The organism is Paenarthrobacter sp. PPS72 (genome assembly GCF_048537125.1).
GTDB classification, from domain to species: Bacteria; Actinomycetota; Actinomycetes; order Actinomycetales; family Micrococcaceae; genus Arthrobacter; species Arthrobacter nitroguajacolicus_E.
In genome coordinates this window covers 95,879-112,853 of sequence record NZ_JBLYIE010000005.1, presented here as the reverse complement: position 1 = coordinate 112,853, position 16,975 = coordinate 95,879, and the positions used below count along the sequence as shown (strand labels likewise).

General features: G+C 62.4%; 14 protein-coding genes and 2 tRNA genes. 3 read left to right on the top strand and 13 right to left on the bottom strand.

Annotated features, from left to right (window positions below; genetic code table 11):
* Positions 1-18: 18 nt before the first annotated feature.
* Genes ACLRGI_RS03310 through thiL form a run of 3 tightly spaced genes read right to left on the bottom strand, consistent with a single transcriptional unit; the run spans position 19 to position 4,391 of the window.
* Positions 19-2,274 carry an ATP-dependent DNA helicase RecG gene (locus ACLRGI_RS03310; protein ID WP_419200291.1) on the bottom strand — a complete coding sequence of 752 codons (2,256 nt, stop codon included), beginning with the start codon at positions 2,272-2,274 and terminating at the stop codon, positions 19-21.
* A complete protein-coding gene (locus ACLRGI_RS03305; protein WP_419200290.1) occupies positions 2,264-3,355 on the bottom strand; it encodes a DAK2 domain-containing protein in 1,092 nt (363 codons plus the stop codon). Before ACLRGI_RS03305 ends, ACLRGI_RS03310 begins: the two co-directional genes overlap by 11 nt.
* A gap of 22 nt (positions 3,356-3,377) precedes the next feature.
* Positions 3,378-4,391: a thiamine-phosphate kinase gene (gene thiL, locus ACLRGI_RS03300; RefSeq protein ID WP_419200289.1), complete on the bottom strand. Its 1,014-nt coding sequence runs from the start codon at positions 4,389-4,391 to the stop codon at positions 3,378-3,380.
* A gap of 169 nt (positions 4,392-4,560) precedes the next feature.
* On the opposite strand from thiL, the gene ACLRGI_RS03295 reads away from it, so the two are divergent.
* Positions 4,561-5,070 (top strand): DUF3515 domain-containing protein, encoded by a 510-nt coding sequence (locus ACLRGI_RS03295; protein ID WP_419200288.1) that lies wholly within the window; start codon positions 4,561-4,563, stop codon positions 5,068-5,070.
* A 22-nt stretch (positions 5,071-5,092) separates the two neighbouring features.
* Here ACLRGI_RS03295 and ACLRGI_RS03290 read toward each other — a convergent pair whose 3' ends face one another.
* From ACLRGI_RS03290 to leuC, 6 genes are all read right to left on the bottom strand, one after another.
* The gene (locus tag ACLRGI_RS03290) at positions 5,093-6,229 is read right to left on the bottom strand and encodes a D-alanine--D-alanine ligase family protein (RefSeq protein WP_419200287.1); all 1,137 of its coding nucleotides are present in this window, start codon (positions 6,227-6,229) and stop codon (positions 5,093-5,095) included.
* Entirely contained in the window at positions 6,229-7,281 is a 1,053-nt protein-coding gene (locus tag ACLRGI_RS03285) for an NAD(P)H-dependent glycerol-3-phosphate dehydrogenase (RefSeq protein ID WP_419200286.1), read from the bottom strand. Before ACLRGI_RS03285 ends, ACLRGI_RS03290 begins: the two co-directional genes overlap by 1 nt.
* Positions 7,278-8,051, bottom strand: coding sequence for a lysophospholipid acyltransferase family protein (locus ACLRGI_RS03280; protein WP_419200285.1), 774 nt, complete (start codon positions 8,049-8,051; stop codon positions 7,278-7,280). Before ACLRGI_RS03280 ends, ACLRGI_RS03285 begins: the two co-directional genes overlap by 4 nt.
* Before the next feature lie 11 nt (positions 8,052-8,062).
* A complete protein-coding gene (murA, locus tag ACLRGI_RS03275) occupies positions 8,063-9,388 on the bottom strand; it encodes a UDP-N-acetylglucosamine 1-carboxyvinyltransferase (protein WP_419200284.1) in 1,326 nt (441 codons plus the stop codon).
* A 208-nt stretch (positions 9,389-9,596) separates the two neighbouring features.
* Positions 9,597-10,205: a 3-isopropylmalate dehydratase small subunit gene (gene leuD / locus ACLRGI_RS03270; protein WP_419200283.1), complete on the bottom strand. Its 609-nt coding sequence runs from the start codon at positions 10,203-10,205 to the stop codon at positions 9,597-9,599.
* A 9-nt stretch (positions 10,206-10,214) separates the two neighbouring features.
* Positions 10,215-11,666 carry a 3-isopropylmalate dehydratase large subunit gene (gene leuC, locus ACLRGI_RS03265; protein WP_419200282.1) on the bottom strand — a complete coding sequence of 484 codons (1,452 nt, stop codon included), beginning with the start codon at positions 11,664-11,666 and terminating at the stop codon, positions 10,215-10,217.
* Between the two features lie 123 nt (positions 11,667-11,789).
* Here leuC and ACLRGI_RS03260 point away from each other — a divergent pair, with 123 nt between their 5' ends.
* Both ACLRGI_RS03260 and ACLRGI_RS03255 read left to right on the top strand, forming a co-directional pair.
* Complete coding sequence (locus tag ACLRGI_RS03260) at positions 11,790-12,509, top strand: IclR family transcriptional regulator (RefSeq protein WP_014922101.1); 720 nt, start codon at positions 11,790-11,792, stop codon at positions 12,507-12,509.
* Between the two features lies 1 nt (position 12,510).
* Entirely contained in the window at positions 12,511-13,050 is a 540-nt protein-coding gene (locus ACLRGI_RS03255) for a DUF1697 domain-containing protein (protein ID WP_419200281.1), read from the top strand.
* A gap of 24 nt (positions 13,051-13,074) precedes the next feature.
* Here the strand turns inward: ACLRGI_RS03255 and ACLRGI_RS03250 are convergent, their stop codons facing one another.
* From ACLRGI_RS03250 to ACLRGI_RS03235, 4 genes are all read right to left on the bottom strand, one after another.
* Complete coding sequence (locus ACLRGI_RS03250) at positions 13,075-14,694, bottom strand: GTPase (protein ID WP_419200280.1); 1,620 nt, start codon at positions 14,692-14,694, stop codon at positions 13,075-13,077.
* Positions 14,691-16,472, bottom strand: coding sequence for a dynamin family protein (locus tag ACLRGI_RS03245; RefSeq protein ID WP_419200279.1), 1,782 nt, complete (start codon positions 16,470-16,472; stop codon positions 14,691-14,693). Before ACLRGI_RS03245 ends, ACLRGI_RS03250 begins: the two co-directional genes overlap by 4 nt.
* Before the next feature lie 105 nt (positions 16,473-16,577).
* Positions 16,578-16,653 (bottom strand) — tRNA-Glu (locus ACLRGI_RS03240).
* 126 nt (positions 16,654-16,779) lie between these two features.
* Positions 16,780-16,851: transfer RNA gene (locus ACLRGI_RS03235), tRNA-Gln, on the bottom strand.
* Positions 16,852-16,975: the final 124 nt, after the last annotated feature.

The window sequence follows — 16,975 nt, the reverse complement described above, 5'->3', positions numbered from 1 at the left end:
GCGCTCATCCGTGGACCTCTAACCGCGTTCAAGGAACGCCTCCTTCTCCGGGTTCAAATATTCATCAATCGCGGCGGCAAGTGCCGGCTGATGCCGTAGGCCAGGATCTTCCGACACCAGGCTCTGCGCGTCAGTACGTGCACGGGCAATGATGTCCTCATGCTCAAGGACGCGGAGCAACTTCAAGGTGGAGCGTCCACCGGACTGCGAAGCACCCAGAATGTCGCCTTCACGGCGGAGTTTCAAGTCCTCCTGGGACAGCTCAAAGCCGTCCGTCGTTGAAGCAACGGCATCAAGCCGGCGACGACTTGGGTGGCCGGGTTCCAGTGTGGTCACCAGAAGGCAAGTGCCCGGCAGGCCTCCACGACCCACCCGTCCGCGCAGCTGGTGAAGCTGTGAGATCCCAAAACGGTCGGCGTCGAGAATCACCATGAGGGTAGCGTTGTGGACGTCGACGCCCACTTCAATGACGGTAGTCGACACCAGCACTTTGGTGTTGTTGGCCGCAAAGGAAGCCATTGTCTCGGACTTCAACTGCGGATCCTGCCGCCCGTGGAGCGGCGCCACCGGTACGCCAGCCAGTGCCGGCTCGTCCAAAAGGCTTTCGACGACGGCGGTCACGGAGGCGAGCTCGCGCGCCGGGCCCTCGTCCGCGAGATCGGCGTCGTTTGGTTCCGTTTCCCCCGGGCTGAAGTCGCCGTCGTCGTCGGAGCCGATCTTGGGGCACACAACGTATACCTGATGGCCCGACTCGACTTCTTCGCGTGAACGCTTCCAAATGCGGTCTACCCAGCCGGGGTTCTCGGCCAGCCCCACCACATGCGTCGAGATCGGTGCACGCCCGGCCGGAAGCTCATCAAGGATGGAGGTCTCAAGATCACCGAAAACCGTCATGGCCACCGTGCGGGGAATCGGCGTGGCTGTCATAACCAGCAAATGGGGGGGCCGCTGCGCTTTGGCACGGAGGGCGTCGCGCTGCTCCACGCCAAAGCGGTGCTGCTCATCCACCACAATCAACCCGAGGTCCTGGAAAGTGGTTTTGTCGCTCAGCAAGGCATGCGTGCCAATGACGATTCCCGCATTTCCGGATGCCGCATCAAGCATTGCCTGTTTCCGCGCAGCGGTGGGCATGGAACCAGTCAGGAGCGTGACTTGCACGGCTTCCTGGGCGGAGTCACCGCCAAGCATGCCGGCACCGCCGAAGATGTGATCACGAGCCAGCTCCCCCAGCGTCTTGCGGATGGAGTGGAAATGTTGGGCCGCGAGGACCTCCGTGGGTGCCAAAAGCGCAGCCTGGCCACCTGCGTCCACAACCTGCAGCATGGCCCGCAGGGCGACGATCGTCTTGCCCGAGCCCACTTCACCCTGCAGCAGCCGATTCATGGGAGTGTCACGTCCGAGTTCTTCAGCCAGCGTCTTTCCGACGGCGGATTGGCCGGCAGTCAGCGTAAAGGGCAGGTTTTGGTCAAACTTACTGAGCAAACCGCCCACGCGAGGACGTCGCGCAGTGGCTTCCTCTGCAGCCAACTGGGCTCGTCTGCGTGCCAAAGCCGTCTGCAACACCAAAGCTTCCTGATACCGGAAACGTTCCTGGGCGCGTTGCCAATCCTTGGCAATCGCCGGTGAATGGATAAGCCGGTATGCCTCAGCCACACTCAGCAGCCCGTCCCGGCGGACGATGCTTTCCGGAAGCGGATCTTCCAAGGAGTCCAGGTCCATGGTTTGGAGCAAGGCAGTGATGACTTTATGGATGGACCAGCTGGTCAGCTTGGCCGTTGCCGGATAGACAGGGATGGGCATGGCCGCGAGCTTTTCGGGATCCATGGAACCCTCGGCTTCGGGGTCCTCATCCAGAAGAAGGAAGTCCGGGTTGGTTAAGCCCAGGGTCCCGCCGTAGCGGGTCACCTTTCCCGAGAACATGGCCCGACGGCCGGCCAGGAGTTCGGCCTTCGCCCGGAACCCGTTAAAGAAACTGACCTTCAAAGTTCCTGGAACACCGCTGCCGCCGGCTTCGTCCGTCACCACAACGTCGGTGATCGAACCTCGCCTGGCCCGCATTTGGCGTGTGCTGTTGGACAGCACACGGGCAATCAGCGTGACCTCTTCATCCAGCGGAAGATTGCTGATGGGTGTAAGTTCACCGCGGCTCAAGTACCTCCGGGGAAAGTAGTTCAGCAAAGCTCCGGCCGTTTTGAGACCCAAGTGCTTGTCAATGACAGCCGCCGAGCGCTTGCCGATCCTGCGTTCGAGGGGCAGGTCCAATTCAGTATTCATGCCGTGACTGGCCTGAGGCATTGGAGGCTTCGCTGATGCTGGTGGTTTCGCTGCCTGCCGGTTCTTCGGTGGCCAGGTCCTGGGCGGCCGCCTCCTGCACGTTATCACGGGGTATCGCCAGCTGGCTTACGGCGATATCCGTCGGCTCTCCCAGCGAACGTATGAGTGCGACGGCCGGCTCAGGGTCGGGGACATGCACATGGACGCGCCAACGGTAGCTGATCTCCACGCTCGACTCGTCGTCGTTATCATCGGCGCCCTGGGTACCGCCTACTTGGCTCATGATGACCGAATCACCCATTTCGTCCAGGCGTTGCCGGAGGATGGCCGCATTCAGCGGTGAGAGACTGATGGTACACATGACTTCCACGCCGTCGTCAGCCGGCATGTGTTCATGGATATGGGGATCCTGCAGTTTGTAGCCATGGAGGCCATCAAGCATCTCGTCCTGGAGTTCCTCGCCGAGGACGGCAGCACGGAGGCAGTCCAACACCAACAACATGCCCACCCCCCCTGCGTCCACTACATGCGCCTCGTGGAGCTGCGCGAGCTCATCTTCGGTCCGGACAACGGCCTGATAGGCGGCCTCCACCACGGCGTCAAGCGAGAGCCCCAAAGCATGGTTGCTGTCGTCGCCGCTTTGGGAGGCATCTACGGCTTGTGCAGCATGGGCGGCTGCTTCCAGGACCGAGAGCATGGTGCCTGCCACAGGTTCGCTCAAGGCCGACCAAGCCCGAATCTGCGCCCTGTGCAGCGCAGCGGCAAGCAGGGGCGCGCTGAGGCGCGACTTTCCGGCCAAAGGTTCGGCCGCGGCGCATAGGAACACAGCAAAAAGTGTGCCCGAATTACCGCGTGCTTGCTCCATGGCTGCCTGCCCCGCGCGGGACAGGACGGCACCGACATCGTTGCCTGTCTCCGTGGTGTCCGGTCCGGGTGCGCCCAGGGCAGCTACTGCCGCCCGCACGGTCAGATAGAGGTTGGTTCCGGTATCGCCATCCGCGACAGGGAAAATGTTGATCGCGTTGAGGCGGTCGCTGTGGTTGCCGAGGACCACCTCCGCCTTGCCGAGCCAACGTTTCATGGCGTGCGCATTCGCGGCGATCTTAGTCTGCAAAGTGATCCCATCCAACGGTGTCAGCAGTTTGCCCGGCAATCCGGACGCCACTGCCTGGCGGCTCGACAACGGCTTGCACCGAGCCTATCGCAGTGAAGCCCTGCGGAAGCTGAATTCCTGCCGGGAAGGTAGCAAGCAAACCGTGATCTTCTCCCCCGCCGAGCACCCACCTTATGGCTTCTTCACCCAGCAACGCAGCGGCTGGCTCCAAGGAGAGGGCGTGAATCTTCAATGCCACCGGATCGAAATCAAGGACCACGCTGCTGGCTCCGGCCAGGCGGCTGCCATCCCGCAGCAGGCCGTCGGAAATATCCAACATGGCCGTAGCACCCGTCTGCGCAGCCAAAGGTCCGGCAGCCAGCGGCGGCAACGGCCGGCATTGGTTGTCCACCAAGCTCCGCAACTCAGGAGAGAGACTCTCCAAGGGAATGTCGCTTTCCAACAGCGCCCAGCCGGCAGCTGCCCTTCCCAGAGTCCCTGAAATTGCCACGACGTCACCGGGACTGGCTCCGGACCTCAGCACCGGTGCCGCACCGCCAAGGGTTCCGACGACGGCGACGGTCACGGCCAGCTCGCGGCCCCGTCCGAGGTCTCCGCCGGCCACCGAACAATCCGGGGCGCCCAAGCCAACAATTGCCGCAGTGAGGCCATCGGCAAACGCTTCAACCCATTCGACCGGCGTTTCCGGTGGCATGGTGAGGCTTACCACCAGACTTGTGGCGCTGCCGCCCATGGCGTTGATGTCGCTGAGGTTTTGCGCCGCAGCCTTCCAGCCGACGTCGTAGCCTGTGGTCCGGTAACCATTTCGCCACTCAAGCCTGAAGTCCTGGTCCTGGGTTTGGGTGTCGATGGAGATCAGAGTCCGGCCATCCGGCGCTGAGATCAGCGCGGCATCGTCACCGGGCCCCAGCAGGACACCGGGGCTATGGTGCAGGCGCGGAAATATCCGGGCAAGGAGCTCGGACTCCGAAAGGTCTTGGACGGTCAATTGTTCTGCGGGCACTGCTCTCAACTCTTCTCTCGACACTGCACCACAATCTTCTCGTGACACTGCACCACGCTATCGCGATCCACCGACAGAATATTGCGGCGCTCCGCGTGGGGGTTGCTGCAGTGATGTGACCGGGACAATGCGAATCTGCCTGTCAGCGCTTGCGGGATAGGCTGGATGAATGCATCGAAAGACACTTCGCCGGACCGCTCTGACCATCACCCTGGCGTCCGTATCCGTTGCCGCTTTGTCGGCTTGCGCGGCTGCCGTCGACGTCACAGCCGCCGGCGACGCCGCCAATCCTGCCTGCGCACCAATGATGGTGGCCCTGCCGGACCAGATCGGTGATGCAGCCCTCCGCAAAACCAACAGCCAGGCCACAGCTGCTTGGGGTGATCCCTCGCAGGTCATTCTCCGATGCGGCGTGAACGTCCCCGGCCCCACCACGGATCGCTGCGTGAGCGTCAATGACATCGACTGGCTCATCAAGGAAGGCGACCCCGTCTACACCCTGACCACGTTCGGCCGCGAGCCGGCCACCGAGATCCTGATCGATCCGGTGAAACTGGAGGCGGCCAACATCAGTTCAGCAACTGTCCTGACCGAGCTGGCAGCCGCGGTTGGCAAGATCAAGGCAACCGGGAAGTGCGTGGGACAGGAAGACCTGCAGAACCTGCCGTCCGGCAAGTAGTGGCGGTCCTGCAGGCCGCGGGCTAGCGCAACCCGGTCTTGCGGGTCAGCGCAAGATGGATCAGTTCGTCGATCAAGTCCCCGTAAGACAGGCCGGATGCGGCCCACATCTGCGGGTACATGCTCTTTGGCGTGAAGCCCGGCATGGTATTGATCTCATTGATGATCAACTCACCGGCCGGGGTGTAGAAGAAATCGACACGGCTGAGGCCTTCCGCCCCCACGGCGTCGAAAGCGACGGCAGCGAGTTCACGTACCCGCGCGATTGCCTCATCGGGCATGTCAGCCGGGCAACTCAGGGCAGCGGCCCCGTCCTCAACATACTTGGCAGCAAAGTCGTAGAACTGATGCTCTCCGGCTGCCACCGCAATCTCGCCCGGCATTGAAGTGCGGGGGGCATCCGTGCCGCGTCCCTGAAGGACAGCACACTCGATTTCCCGGCCCACGATGCCGGCTTCAATGACCAGCTTCAGGTCGTGGCGGCGGGCTTCCTCGATAGCAGCGTTCAGTCCCTCCATGGCGTCGACCTTGGAGATACCCATGGACGAACCTGCGCGGGCAGGTTTGACGAACACGGGGAATCCGAGCTTGTCCACCCGCTTCCGAACAGCTTCAGCGTCAGTGCTCCATTCGCGGTCGGTGACAGCGACGTAGGGGCCAACGCTCAGTCCTGCCGATTCAAACACGACTTTCATGAAATGCTTGTCCATCCCGACGGCCGAAGCCAGCACGCCGGCGCCGACGTAGCGCGTGTCTGAAAGCTCAAGGAGGCCCTGGATGGTCCCGTCTTCGCCCCATGGCCCATGAAGCAACGGGAAGACGACGTCCACCGAACCCAGTTCCTGGGGAACCGCATTGGGTTCGGTCACGATGAGCTGATGCTCACCGCCCACTTCGGCCAAGGTCACGGTCCTGCCCGACGGCGCCACCTCAGGTAGCGCGGCAGAGCTCAAGGACCACTCGCTGGTGTCGCCAGCGGCGAGAACCCACTGCCCCGATTTGGCGATGCCAATGGGTATGACCTCGTATTTGTTCTTGTCGATCGCTCCCATGACTCCAGCCGCGGTAACGCAGCTGACGGCATGTTCGCTTGAGCGCCCACCAAAAAGAATCGCTACACGGGGGCGGCCGGTTGCGGGGGTGGATTGGTCAGTCACCATCAGTAGTCGCCTTCGGACTTCAGTGCCCGGGCCAACAGTCGTGGCCCAAGGTCATCAACGGACATTCTGCCTTCAAGCACCGCCACGACGGCAGCCGTAATGGGCATTTCAACATTTAACTTACCGGCGAGCTCGTGCACAGCCGGGCCTGATTTGATGCCCTCTGCTGTCTGTGTCATCTGTTCGGCAACTTGCTCAAGGCTTAGACCTTCGCCGAGCAACCTGCCGGCGGTGTGGTTGCGTGAGAGCGCTGAGGAGCACGTGGCAACAAGATCGCCGAGTCCGGCGAGCCCGGCCATGGTGTGGGCTTCTCCGCCAAGGGCCAGCGCAAGCCGGGACGTCTCGGCGAGTCCGCGGGTGATAACGGAAGCCTTGGTGTTGTCGCCCATCTGCCGGCCTTCGCAGATGCCCACAGCAAGCGCAATCACGTTCTTAACGATCCCACCAATTTCCACCCCTACAACATCAGTGCTGGTGTATGGACGGAAGTAAGGCGCCGTGCAGCACAGCGCTATGGCAGCAGCAGTGTCTGCGTCGCTGCAAGCGACAACCGAAGCCGTTGGCTGCTCCCTGGCGATTTCCATGGCCAGGTTGGGGCCCGAAACCACTGCAACGCGGGAGGCGGGAAGACCTAATTCCTGGGCAATGACTTCGCTCATCCGGGCATCAGTGCCCAGTTCCAGGCCCTTCATCAGGGACACAACCACAGCGTCCGGGGTAAGCAACGGCTTCCACTCCCCGAGCTGCGGCCGCAGGGACTGGGCCGGCACAGCGAGGACCACCAGGTTTGCATCCTTGAGCACTTCTTCCACATCCGTGGACGCTGTGACGGACGGCGGAAGCTCAATGTTTTTGAGGTACTGCTCGTTTCGGTGCAAAGAGTTGATCTGCTCCACGACTTCAGCGCGACGTCCCCAGATCCGGATGCTGCGCTCTGATCCGGTAGCTGCAGCGGCGTCGGCCAGCACCTTGGCAAACGTCGTTCCCCATGAACCGGCTCCCAAAACAGCCACAATGTCCGGAGTGTTGAGGGTGCTGTCCACTGCGGTCATTTGCTGTCCTCACCTTCGTGGGCATCAGGAGAACCGCCCTGGATGAAGCGGCCGTGCCTGGACTGCTTGTGGATGGCCGGATCCCAGCGTTCAGCCGGGGCCTCTTCGCCTCGAAGAGTTTCCAGGAGTTCCGTAATGGCGTCCATGATGACTTCAGTGGCCGCAGTCAATGTGGTGCGATCCAGCGGGCGGTCACTGAACGCACTGAGGTCCACTGGCTTCCCGATAAGCACCCGGACAGTTTTGCGGGGGAAGATGTGGAATCGCTTGGCATACCGGGGGAAAACCTCCTGGGCACCCCAGTGCGCCATGGGCACCACGGGCGCTCCAGTCTGCAGGGCAAGCCTGGCCGCTCCGGTGTGGCCCTTCATCGGCCACAATTCAGGGTCGCGGGTCAGTGTGCCCTCGGGATAAATGATGATGGCACCTCCGGCATCCACCACCTCTTTGGCGACGTGAAGCGAGCGGTTCGCTCCCGCCGTCGAGCGTTCAACAGGAATCTGCCGTGTGGCATGCAGCAGGGCACCAAGCACGGGGACTTTGAAGAGGCCCGTCTTGGCGAGGAAGTGCGGTGGCCGCTTCTGGTTGTACACCATATGTCCGATGACGATGGGGTCGATCTCGGTGCAGTGGTTTGGTACTGCGATGAAGCCTCCGGGTGGAAGGTTCTCCAGGCCATCCCACTTCTTGGCCATCAGGATGTTCATCAACGGGCGCGCAAGACCCGCCAGCAGCATGAACGTTGCACGGCTCTTGGCCGATTCCTTCAAGGGATCCCCCGCTACTTGGTGGTGGTGATATCGAAATCGGCGCCCAGACCGGCCAGCTTCTCAGTGAAGCGCTCGTAACCGCGGTTGATGATGTCGATGCCCGTAACGCGTGAAGTGCCCGTAGCGGCCAGCGCAGCGATGAGGTGGCTGAAACCACCCCGGAGGTCAGGGATGTCGATGTCGGTGCCCCTGAGCGGAGTGGGACCTGAAATCACTGCAGAGTGGTGGAAGTTGCGCTGTCCGAACCGGCAGGGAACACTACCCAGGCACTCGCGGTGCACCTGGATGTTCGCACCCATCCGTGCGAGGGCTTCGGTGAATCCGAAACGGTTCTCATAGACAGTCTCGTGGACGATGGAGACGCCCTCGGCCTGTGTCAGGGCAACCACCAGGGGCTGCTGCCAGTCCGTCATGAACCCCGGGTGGACGTCCGTCTCCAGGACGAGCGGGGAGAGCTTGCCGCCCTGGTGGTAGAAGCGGATGCCGTCGTCGCCGATGTCCATTCCGCCACCCACTTTGCGGTAGGTGTTCAGGAACGTCATCATGTCGCGCTGCGAAGCGCCCTCAACAAAAATATCGCCGCGGGTAACCAACGCCGCAGAGGCCCAGGACGCGGATTCGTTGCGGTCCGGGAGCGCGCGGTGGTTGTAGCCACGAAGGTCCCTGACGCCCTCAATCCGGATGGTCCGGTCGGTCTGGACGCTGATGATGGCGCCCATTTTCTGCAGGACCGCAATGAGGTCGATGATCTCAGGTTCCGTGGCCGCGCCAATGAGTTCCGTGATGCCCTCCGCACGAGTTGCGCTGAGCAGCACCTGCTCGGTAGCACCGACCGACGGGTACGGCAGCGAAATCTTGGCTCCATGCAGACCGTTCGGGGCGGAAATGTGGATGCCCCCCGGCCGCTTTTCCACCACGGCACCGAACTGGCGCAGCACGTTCAGGTGATAGTCAATGGGCCTGTCGCCGATCTTGCAACCCCCCAAATCCGGGATAAAGGCTTCGCCGATCGCATGGATCAGCGGTCCGCACAGCAGGATGGGAATCCGCGAATCGCCTGCATGCGCATCGATTGCGGTGCTGGAGGCGGTCTTTGCATCTTTGGGATCCAGGGTGAGGTCACCAGAGACGGGATCCTTCACAACGGTCACGCCGTGCAACTGCAACAGGCTGGTGACAACCTCGACGTCCTTGATTTCCGGCACGTTCCTCAGCACCGATGGTTCACTGCCCAGTAACGCCGCCACCATGGCCTTGGGCACCAGGTTCTTGGCACCGCGAACGGTCACACGCCCTGTCAACGGGACGCCACCGCGGATTGTCAGAACACTACTCATCTATACCGGTTTCCTCACGACTACTCGCCCCCCAAACTTACAAAGGCTCCAGCTAAGCATAGAAGCTCGCTTTACCGATCCGAAATGGAACCGCCCGGCGACCCGCGTATCGGGCTCCAACCCGAGACCGACGAAAAAGGACCGGCCGGCCCTCCCGAAGGGGGCCCGCCGGTCCGTTATCCGCAGGCTTGTGACCTCACATTCGTGGCTACAGGGCATCCACTTTTACAGGCAGCGTCTTCGGTTTGAAGGACGGGCGGGTGGCCTCGTACGCCGTGATGTCTGCCTCATGCTGGAGGGTCAGGCCGATGTCATCCAAGCCTTCCAGAAGACGCCAACGGGTGTAGTCGTCAATCTCGAACGGCGCAACGACGTTGCCGCACTCCACCGTTTTGGAGACCAGGTCAACCTTGACTTCAGTTCCGGGCTGGTTTTCCAGGACCTTCCAGATCAGTTCGATGTCATCCTGCGCCAGCTGGGCTGCCAGCAGCCCCTGCTTGCCGGAGTTGCCGCGGAAAATGTCGGCGAACCGGGAGGACAGAACGGCTTTGAAACCGTAGTCCTTTAACGCCCAAACAGCGTGCTCACGGGATGAGCCGGTACCGAAATCAGGGCCTGCCACCAGTACGGAGCCGGCATTGAAGGGGGCCTGGTTCAGGATGAAGGACTCGTCCTTCCGCCAAGCAGCGAACAATGCGTCCTCAAAGCCGGTGCGCGTGATGCGCTTGAGGTACACGGCGGGGATGATTTGATCTGTGTCCACGTTGCTCTGGCGCAGTGGAACGCCGATGCCGGTGTGGGTGGTGAATGCTTCCATGGGATCCTCCTAGACTGCGATTCCGGTCAGTGTGCCTGCGGCAGCGGACTCAAGGTCCGAAGGCGAACTCAGCGTGCCCCGGACAGCTGTAGCTGCAGCCACGACCGGCGAGACCAAGTGCGTGCGGCCGCCCTTGCCCTGGCGACCCTCGAAGTTGCGGTTGGACGTTGAGGCGCAGCGCTCCCCCGGTTCCAACTGATCCGGGTTCATGCCCAAGCACATGGAGCATCCGGCAAAACGCCACTCTGCGCCAAACTCCTTGAAAACTTTGTCCAGGCCTTCCGCTTCCGCCTCCAGGCGCACACGGGCGGAACCGGGTACCACCAGCATGCGGACGTCGGGATCTTTTGTACGGCCCCGAATGATGTCGGCGGCGGCGCGCAGGTCTTCGATGCGTGAATTGGTGCAGGATCCCAGGAAGACGGTGTCCACGCGGATGTCCTTCATGGGGGTGCCGGCTTCCAAGCCCATGTACTGCAGGGCGCGCTCGGCAGCTGCCTTGGCATTCTCGTCGCCAAAGTCCTCCGGCGACGGTACCTTGGCAGACAACGACACACCCTGGCCCGGGTTGGTACCCCAGGTCACGAACGGCTCCAGGGTATCGGCGTCCAAGTCGACCTCGACATCGAAGGTCGCGTCGGCGTCCGTGTTCAGCGTGTTCCAGTACTCGACGGCAGCATCCCAGTCGGCACCTTCCGGCGCGTGGGGGCGGCCCTGCATGTAGTCGTATGTCGTCTGGTCCGGAGCCACCATACCGGCACGGGCGCCGGCCTCAATGGACATATTGCAAATGGTCATGCGGGCGTCCATGGACAGCGCACGAATGGCAGAGCCACGGTACTCGAGAACATAACCCTGGCCGCCACCGGTCCCGATCTTGGCGATGACAGCGAGGATGATGTCCTTGGCGGTGACGCCCGGACGCAGCGTGCCTTCAACGTTGATGGCCATGGTTTTAAACGGCTTCAAAGACAGCGTCTGGGTGGCCATGACATGCTCCACCTCGGACGTGCCGATCCCCATGGCCAAGGCACCGAAGGCGCCATGGGTGGAGGTGTGGGAGTCGCCGCAGACCACGGTCATGCCCGGCTGCGTGAGTCCAAGCTGCGGTCCCACGACGTGAACGATGCCTTGTTCCTTGTCACCGAGGGAATGCAGCCGGACGCCGAATTCCTTGCAGTTGGCGCGCAGGGTTTCAATCTGTGTGCGGCTGGTCAGGTCCGCAATTGGCTTGTCGATGTCCAGCGTAGGAGTGTTGTGGTCCTCCGTCGCAATAGTGAGGTCGACCCGTCGGAGTTGCCGGCCAGCCAGTCGCAGGCCCTCAAACGCCTGCGGGGACGTCACTTCGTGGACGAGGTGCAGGTCGATGAAGAGAAGATCCGGCTGGGCATTGGCTCCTTCGCCTTCACCCTTGCGCACTACGTGCGCGTCCCAGACTTTCTCGGCCAGTGTCTTTCCCACGGCCTTGCTCCCTTCACTGCGGTTGGCTTGTTGCGTTGTTCTTGTTCCACTGAAGCAGCACCGCCGCAAAATAGGCCAGTGAAACAACTTGCATCTCAGATATTGAGACGGCAATATCATTACATGGACAATTCTAGTGGAGTCGGGGTCATTGATAAAGCGGCCCAAGTACTCGATGCTCTTGAAGCAGGGCCCACGACTCTCGCGCAACTTGTAGCTGCCACCGGCCTTGCCCGGCCCACAGTTCACCGGCTCGCCCTGGCACTGGTACACCACCGCCTTGTGAGCCGCGATATCCAAGGACGCTTCGTCCTGGGCAGCCGCTTGGTTGAACTTGCTTCAGCCGCTGGTGAAGACCGGCTCATCGCTTCCGCAGGCCCCGTCCTCATTCAACTCCGCGACGCAACCGGCGAAAGCGCGCAGATCTTCCGCCGCCAGGGCGATTGGCGTGTCTGCGTGGCCTCCGCCGAACGTCCCATCGGTTTGCGCGACACCATTCCTGTGGGCACACAGCTCTCCATGAAAGCCGGCTCCGCCGCGCAGGTCCTCCTGGCGTGGGAAGACCACGACCGCCTCCTGGAAGGGCTGCAAAACGCCCGCTTTACGCCCACCGTCCTGGCAGGCGTACGACGCCGGGGCTGGGGTCAGAGCCTCGGCGAACGCGAGCCCGGAGTCGCCTCGGTTTCAGCCCCCGTTCGTGGACCGTCAGGCCGGGTCATCGCGGCTGTGTCCATTTCAGGTCCGATTGAACGCCTCACCCGCCAGCCCGGCCGCCTTCACGCCGAGGTGGTCTGCAACGCCGCCCGGGTATTGACTGAAGCCCTTCGCAAGAATAACGACTGACGTGAACAGCAGCTACGCCGTCTTCCTTCGCGGCATCAACGTAGGCGGCATCAACATCAAGATGGCTGAGCTGACCTCAGCCCTCAAGGACTGCCCGTTCACCAAGGTCAAAACGCTGCTGGCCAGCGGGAACGTGGTACTGCAGAGCGAACTCAGCGCCAAGGAAGTCAAGGCCCAGTTCGAGAAATGCCTACGGGACAGGTTTGGTTACGACGCCTGGGTGGTTGTCCTCACCGCGGCGAGGGTTGGGGAATTGGTAGACGCGTGCCCGTACCCGGCGGATGACAAATCCACGCACAGCTACATCACTCTTGCCTCGGATACAGCCATGCTTGATGAACTCTTCCAGGCAGGCGAAGCTCTGGGTGGAGTGGAACAAGTGAGGCTTGGCCCGGAAGCCTCCGCTTGGCTGGCCCCTGCCGGTGGGACGTTGGATAGCCCGTTCAGCAAGCTCTCGGCCAAGGCGCGCTACAAAGCCGGCACTACTACCAGGAACCTGCGCACGCTCATCAAAGTCAGGGACGCAGCCGCAGCCCTCTGAGCTGCCGATTGCAAGTTGCTGTCGCTAACCCGAGCGCGCAGACTTTAGCGCCGCGTTGAACGCTTTCAAGCGAGTGATTTCCACTTCCACAGGCTCCACGATCCTCTGTTCGGCAACTGATGCCACCGCGGCCTTCAAGCGCTTCGCTGCCCTGGACGCCCTGACCCGCGCAGCCCAGCCTCCAAGGATCCTGCCGATGATGGCAAGGACAATCCCCAGCACCGCTCCCCCGGCGACCATGAGGGTAGGCCACGGCCACCCTTCCGTTCGGGGCACCTCGGGCACCGGCATCTGGAAGTAACCGAGGACGGCCAACACCCCCAACCATCCGAGGCCGCCAAGTGCAAGCAGAAGCGCAATCCATTGGAGGCTATTGAACAGGATCCACCACAGGGGACGTTTGCCCGCCAACAGGTCAGTGCCTGCGATAGCTTGATCCAACGCGTCAGGCAGCTGTTCCCGCCCGTCCCTTGCGGCACTGCGGATAGCTGCACGCCAAGGACCGGGTGCTCCTGCGGAGGCCTCGTCGGCGAAGTCCCTGACGGCCGCATCCGTCCTCGCCCGCTCGGGCGCGCCCGCAGGAGGCAGCGAGGTCCGGCTCAGCTCAGGCTTGGTGTCGTCCCTACCCAGGTTCAACCTGCGCAATGGATCGGGCCGGAAACGCAACAGCCACCGGGTGACGGGCCATCCGGTCCTCTTGGCCGACTCCCTCTTGTAGGATCGCTGCACGGCATCCACCACTACTGGTACGTTTGCCGCCGTCGAGAGTTCTGACGCTAGGCGGGCTTTCGCGCTGCCTTTGATGCCGCGGGCTTCGCCCTCGCCGGAGGCCCGGGTGAGTTCCCCTGCGGCCTTGGCCACGTCTGCTGCCAGGCGCTGTGTTGTCGCCTCCCGTTGGACCACCACGTTCCGGATGGCCCCGCGGAGGGTAGCGACGCCGTCGCCGGTCAGCGCTGAGGCACTAAGGACCCGAACCTTGCCCAGCCCGTCCCGCTCCAGAATGCCTTCCAAAGACTGCATCACGGCGGTTGCGTCGGTTGCACTGAGTCTGTCCACCTGGTTCAGGACAACCAGCGTGACTGCACCGTGGGAGGCCATGGGTCGAAGGAAGTCATTATGCACCGCGGCATCAGCGTACTTTTGCGGGTCCAGAACCCACACCAGGACATCCACCATGCCCACCATTCGCTGGACAATTTCCCGGTTTTCCACCCTGGTGGAATCGAAGTCCGGAAGATCCAGCAGCAACAGGCCAGTCTGCTCGTCCGCGAGCCCTGGAACCGGCGGGAGGGTATGCCGCTCTTTGACGTCCAGCCAGTCAAGCAACGGTCCGCTGCCTTCCTCGCCCCAGATGCCTGCCAAAGGTGCGGATGTTGTGGGGCGCCGCGCAGTGGCAGTTGCGAGTTCGCTGTTGGACACAGCATTGAACAATGACGATTTTCCGCTACCCGTCGCTCCGAAAAACCCCACCACAGTGTGCCCTGCCGACAACGACCGCCGGGACGTGGCACGCTCCAGGACCTCGTACACGGATTGCAGATCCGGGTCAGGGAGGACCCCTTCGGCCAGTTCCCGCGCCGTATTGAGCGATTCAAGCCTGCGCTGCAACCGGGACGATTCGCGGACCTGGCCATGGCGGCTCATGCGGCCCCCGCCAAGCGGCGCATTGCTTGGGCGTGCCGGGCGAGCTCATCCCCGGAGCCCGGATGGGCGGCTTCGAGGCGGTCGAGGAACCGTTGCCTCTCGTCATCCAGGAGCCGTTGGCACTGGGTGTGCAGATCATCCCTGGCCTGCTGGGCCAAGCGACGTACTGCGTCCTCACCGAAAACAGCCTCCAGCAGCTTCTGGCCGACGACGGCCGTTCCGCCTGCAATGCCGATCTCCAGGCCGCTCAGGCCTGCCGTCATGGAGAACACCACCACCATGAGCGCAGCGCCCAACCCGTTGACGCCGAAGGACAACCAGCGGGCCTGGGTTCGTTTTCCCTGGCCCTGCGTGCGGATCATCTCCATCAGTCCTTCCTGCCAGGATCGAATTGCTGCTGCGGCCTTCGCGTCGAAGCCCTCGCTGGTCCCGGAGAGATCATCGGAGCCAAGGAGTTCCCTACCAGCAGGGTCAGAACGCCAGCGTCGGTCCACGTTTTCGGCTGCGTTGGCTGCTTCGTCCAGGATCACTGCCTGCAACCCGGTCTCAATGGCGGTTTCAACCTTCACGGCCGGAGCCGGTTCGCCCCGGAAGAAGGCCCCTACACGGTCCCGCATCCGGCCGATGTTCTGCTCGAGTGCCCGGAAGAACTCCCCTGTACCCACGAAGTCCTGCCAGCGCGCCAACACTTCGCCACGGAGCAGTGCTCCATCCTTGGTGGCCTCCAGAATGCGCGACAGGGCTTGCTCGTACTCAGCGACGCACGTTGCCTGGAGGTCATGTGCAGCTGCGTCCTGGGCCGCGGCGGCACCTGCGATCCCCTCCAACCGGACACTGACGGCTTTGACTGCGCCATTGAGTGTTCGTCGGGCCACCTCTGCCCGTCCGGCCGCATTGGCTGCCAAGGCTCCCAGCCACCGACGCAACGCAATCACGGCCTCCTCAGGAAGCATCCCCAGCCCATCCAAGGCACTCTCCGGAACGACGAAAAGCTTGGCATCCCCCAACCCCTGCCGGTCGAGCATTGCCTGAAGGTCAGTCCTGACTTCCTCTTCTGCTGCAGCGGGCACGCGGTCAAGGACCACGGCCACGGTGATGTCCCGCGAAGCTGCGTCCAGGAGCAGTCGCCAGGGAACGGCGTCGGCGTAGCGGTTCGCGGTGGTGACAAATACCCACAGGTCAGCGGCAGCAAGCAGTTGGCCGGCAAGCCTGCGGTTGTCATCAGAGATGGAGTCGACGTCGGGCGCGTCCAGGAGCGCGATTCCCTGAGGCACTGATTCATGTCCCACCAGCACCAAAGAGGTGATGGACTGCGCGTCGGGAGCTGCCCCAGCCTGATGCGCCGGCAAAGGACTCGCTGACACGGTACCTCGAATACGGTCCAAGCTCGGCAGTATCCGATGACCTTCAAACCACCCTGCGTCCTGAGGATGGTGCAGGAGGATGGGTTGGCGGGTAGTGGGCCTTATAGCGCCGGCGCGAGTCACCGGGTATCCGATCAGCGCGTTGACCAGCGTGGACTTCCCGGCTCCCGTGGAACCGCCTACGACGGCCAGCAACGGAGCGTCCAAGCTGCGATAGCGGGGAATGACGTAATCGTCCAGCTGGGCCAGGGACTCACGGATCCACTGACGGGCTTCCCGCACCTCCGGCACCGCGAGCGGAAGGCTTGTGGCCGCTAGTTCCGCCCGGGCAGCTTCCAAGGTCTCGACGGCGGCTGCCGCGCCTAGGGCAGCTTGGGTAGCCCGGGGTGTCGTCTCATCATCATTTGCGGTCACAGCATCATCATGCCAGTCAGATCCTTGTCTCAGGAGCGAGGCAAGCATAGAGGGCAAAACCGGGGAAAAAGAAATCCCCCGGAACCATGGTTCCGGGGGATTTGTTGGTGACCCCAGCGGGATTCGAACCCGCGTTACCGCCGTGAGAGGGCGGCGTACTAGGCCGCTATACGATGGGGCCTTGCACTTTTTATCACCGTTTCCGGCGATCAAGCTGAATGAGTATTTCATACTTTCAGCTTCGCTCCAAATCGACGCCGCGACTTGAAACATCTGAATTTCCGCGTGTTTATGCGGATTTTCAGAGCTGGGATACCAGGACTCGAACCTAGAATGACGGTACCAGAAACCGTAGTGTTGCCAATTACACCATATCCCAAAGTGACTTTCGGACCGGAGTTCAGCGCTTTGGTTTCCCTCAGCTTTTCCCTCCGTGCCCCTCAGCACGAGTAATGACTCTACCCGAGTCTCGCCACCTGCACAAATCGGAAAGCCGTTACCTG

Excerpts from the sequence above, each read along its gene's own strand:
- ACLRGI_RS03310 (WP_419200291.1), bottom strand. The coding sequence starts at position 2,274 with ATGAATACTGAATTGGACCTGCCCCTCGAACGCAGGATCGGCAAGCGC.
- ACLRGI_RS03305 (WP_419200290.1), bottom strand. The coding sequence starts at position 3,355 with ATGAAACGTTGGCTCGGCAAGGCGGAGGTGGTCCTCGGCAACCACAGC.
- ACLRGI_RS03295 (WP_419200288.1), top strand. The coding sequence starts at position 4,561 with ATGCATCGAAAGACACTTCGCCGGACCGCTCTGACCATCACCCTGGCG.
- ACLRGI_RS03290 (WP_419200287.1), bottom strand. The coding sequence starts at position 6,229 with ATGGTGACTGACCAATCCACCCCCGCAACCGGCCGCCCCCGTGTAGCG.
- ACLRGI_RS03285 (WP_419200286.1), bottom strand. The coding sequence starts at position 7,281 with ATGACCGCAGTGGACAGCACCCTCAACACTCCGGACATTGTGGCTGTT.
- murA (WP_419200284.1), bottom strand. The coding sequence starts at position 9,388 with ATGAGTAGTGTTCTGACAATCCGCGGTGGCGTCCCGTTGACAGGGCGT.
- leuD (WP_419200283.1), bottom strand. The coding sequence starts at position 10,205 with ATGGAAGCATTCACCACCCACACCGGCATCGGCGTTCCACTGCGCCAG.
- ACLRGI_RS03260 (WP_014922101.1), top strand. The coding sequence starts at position 11,790 with ATGGACAATTCTAGTGGAGTCGGGGTCATTGATAAAGCGGCCCAAGTA.
- ACLRGI_RS03250 (WP_419200280.1), bottom strand. The coding sequence starts at position 14,694 with ATGAGCCGCCATGGCCAGGTCCGCGAATCGTCCCGGTTGCAGCGCAGG.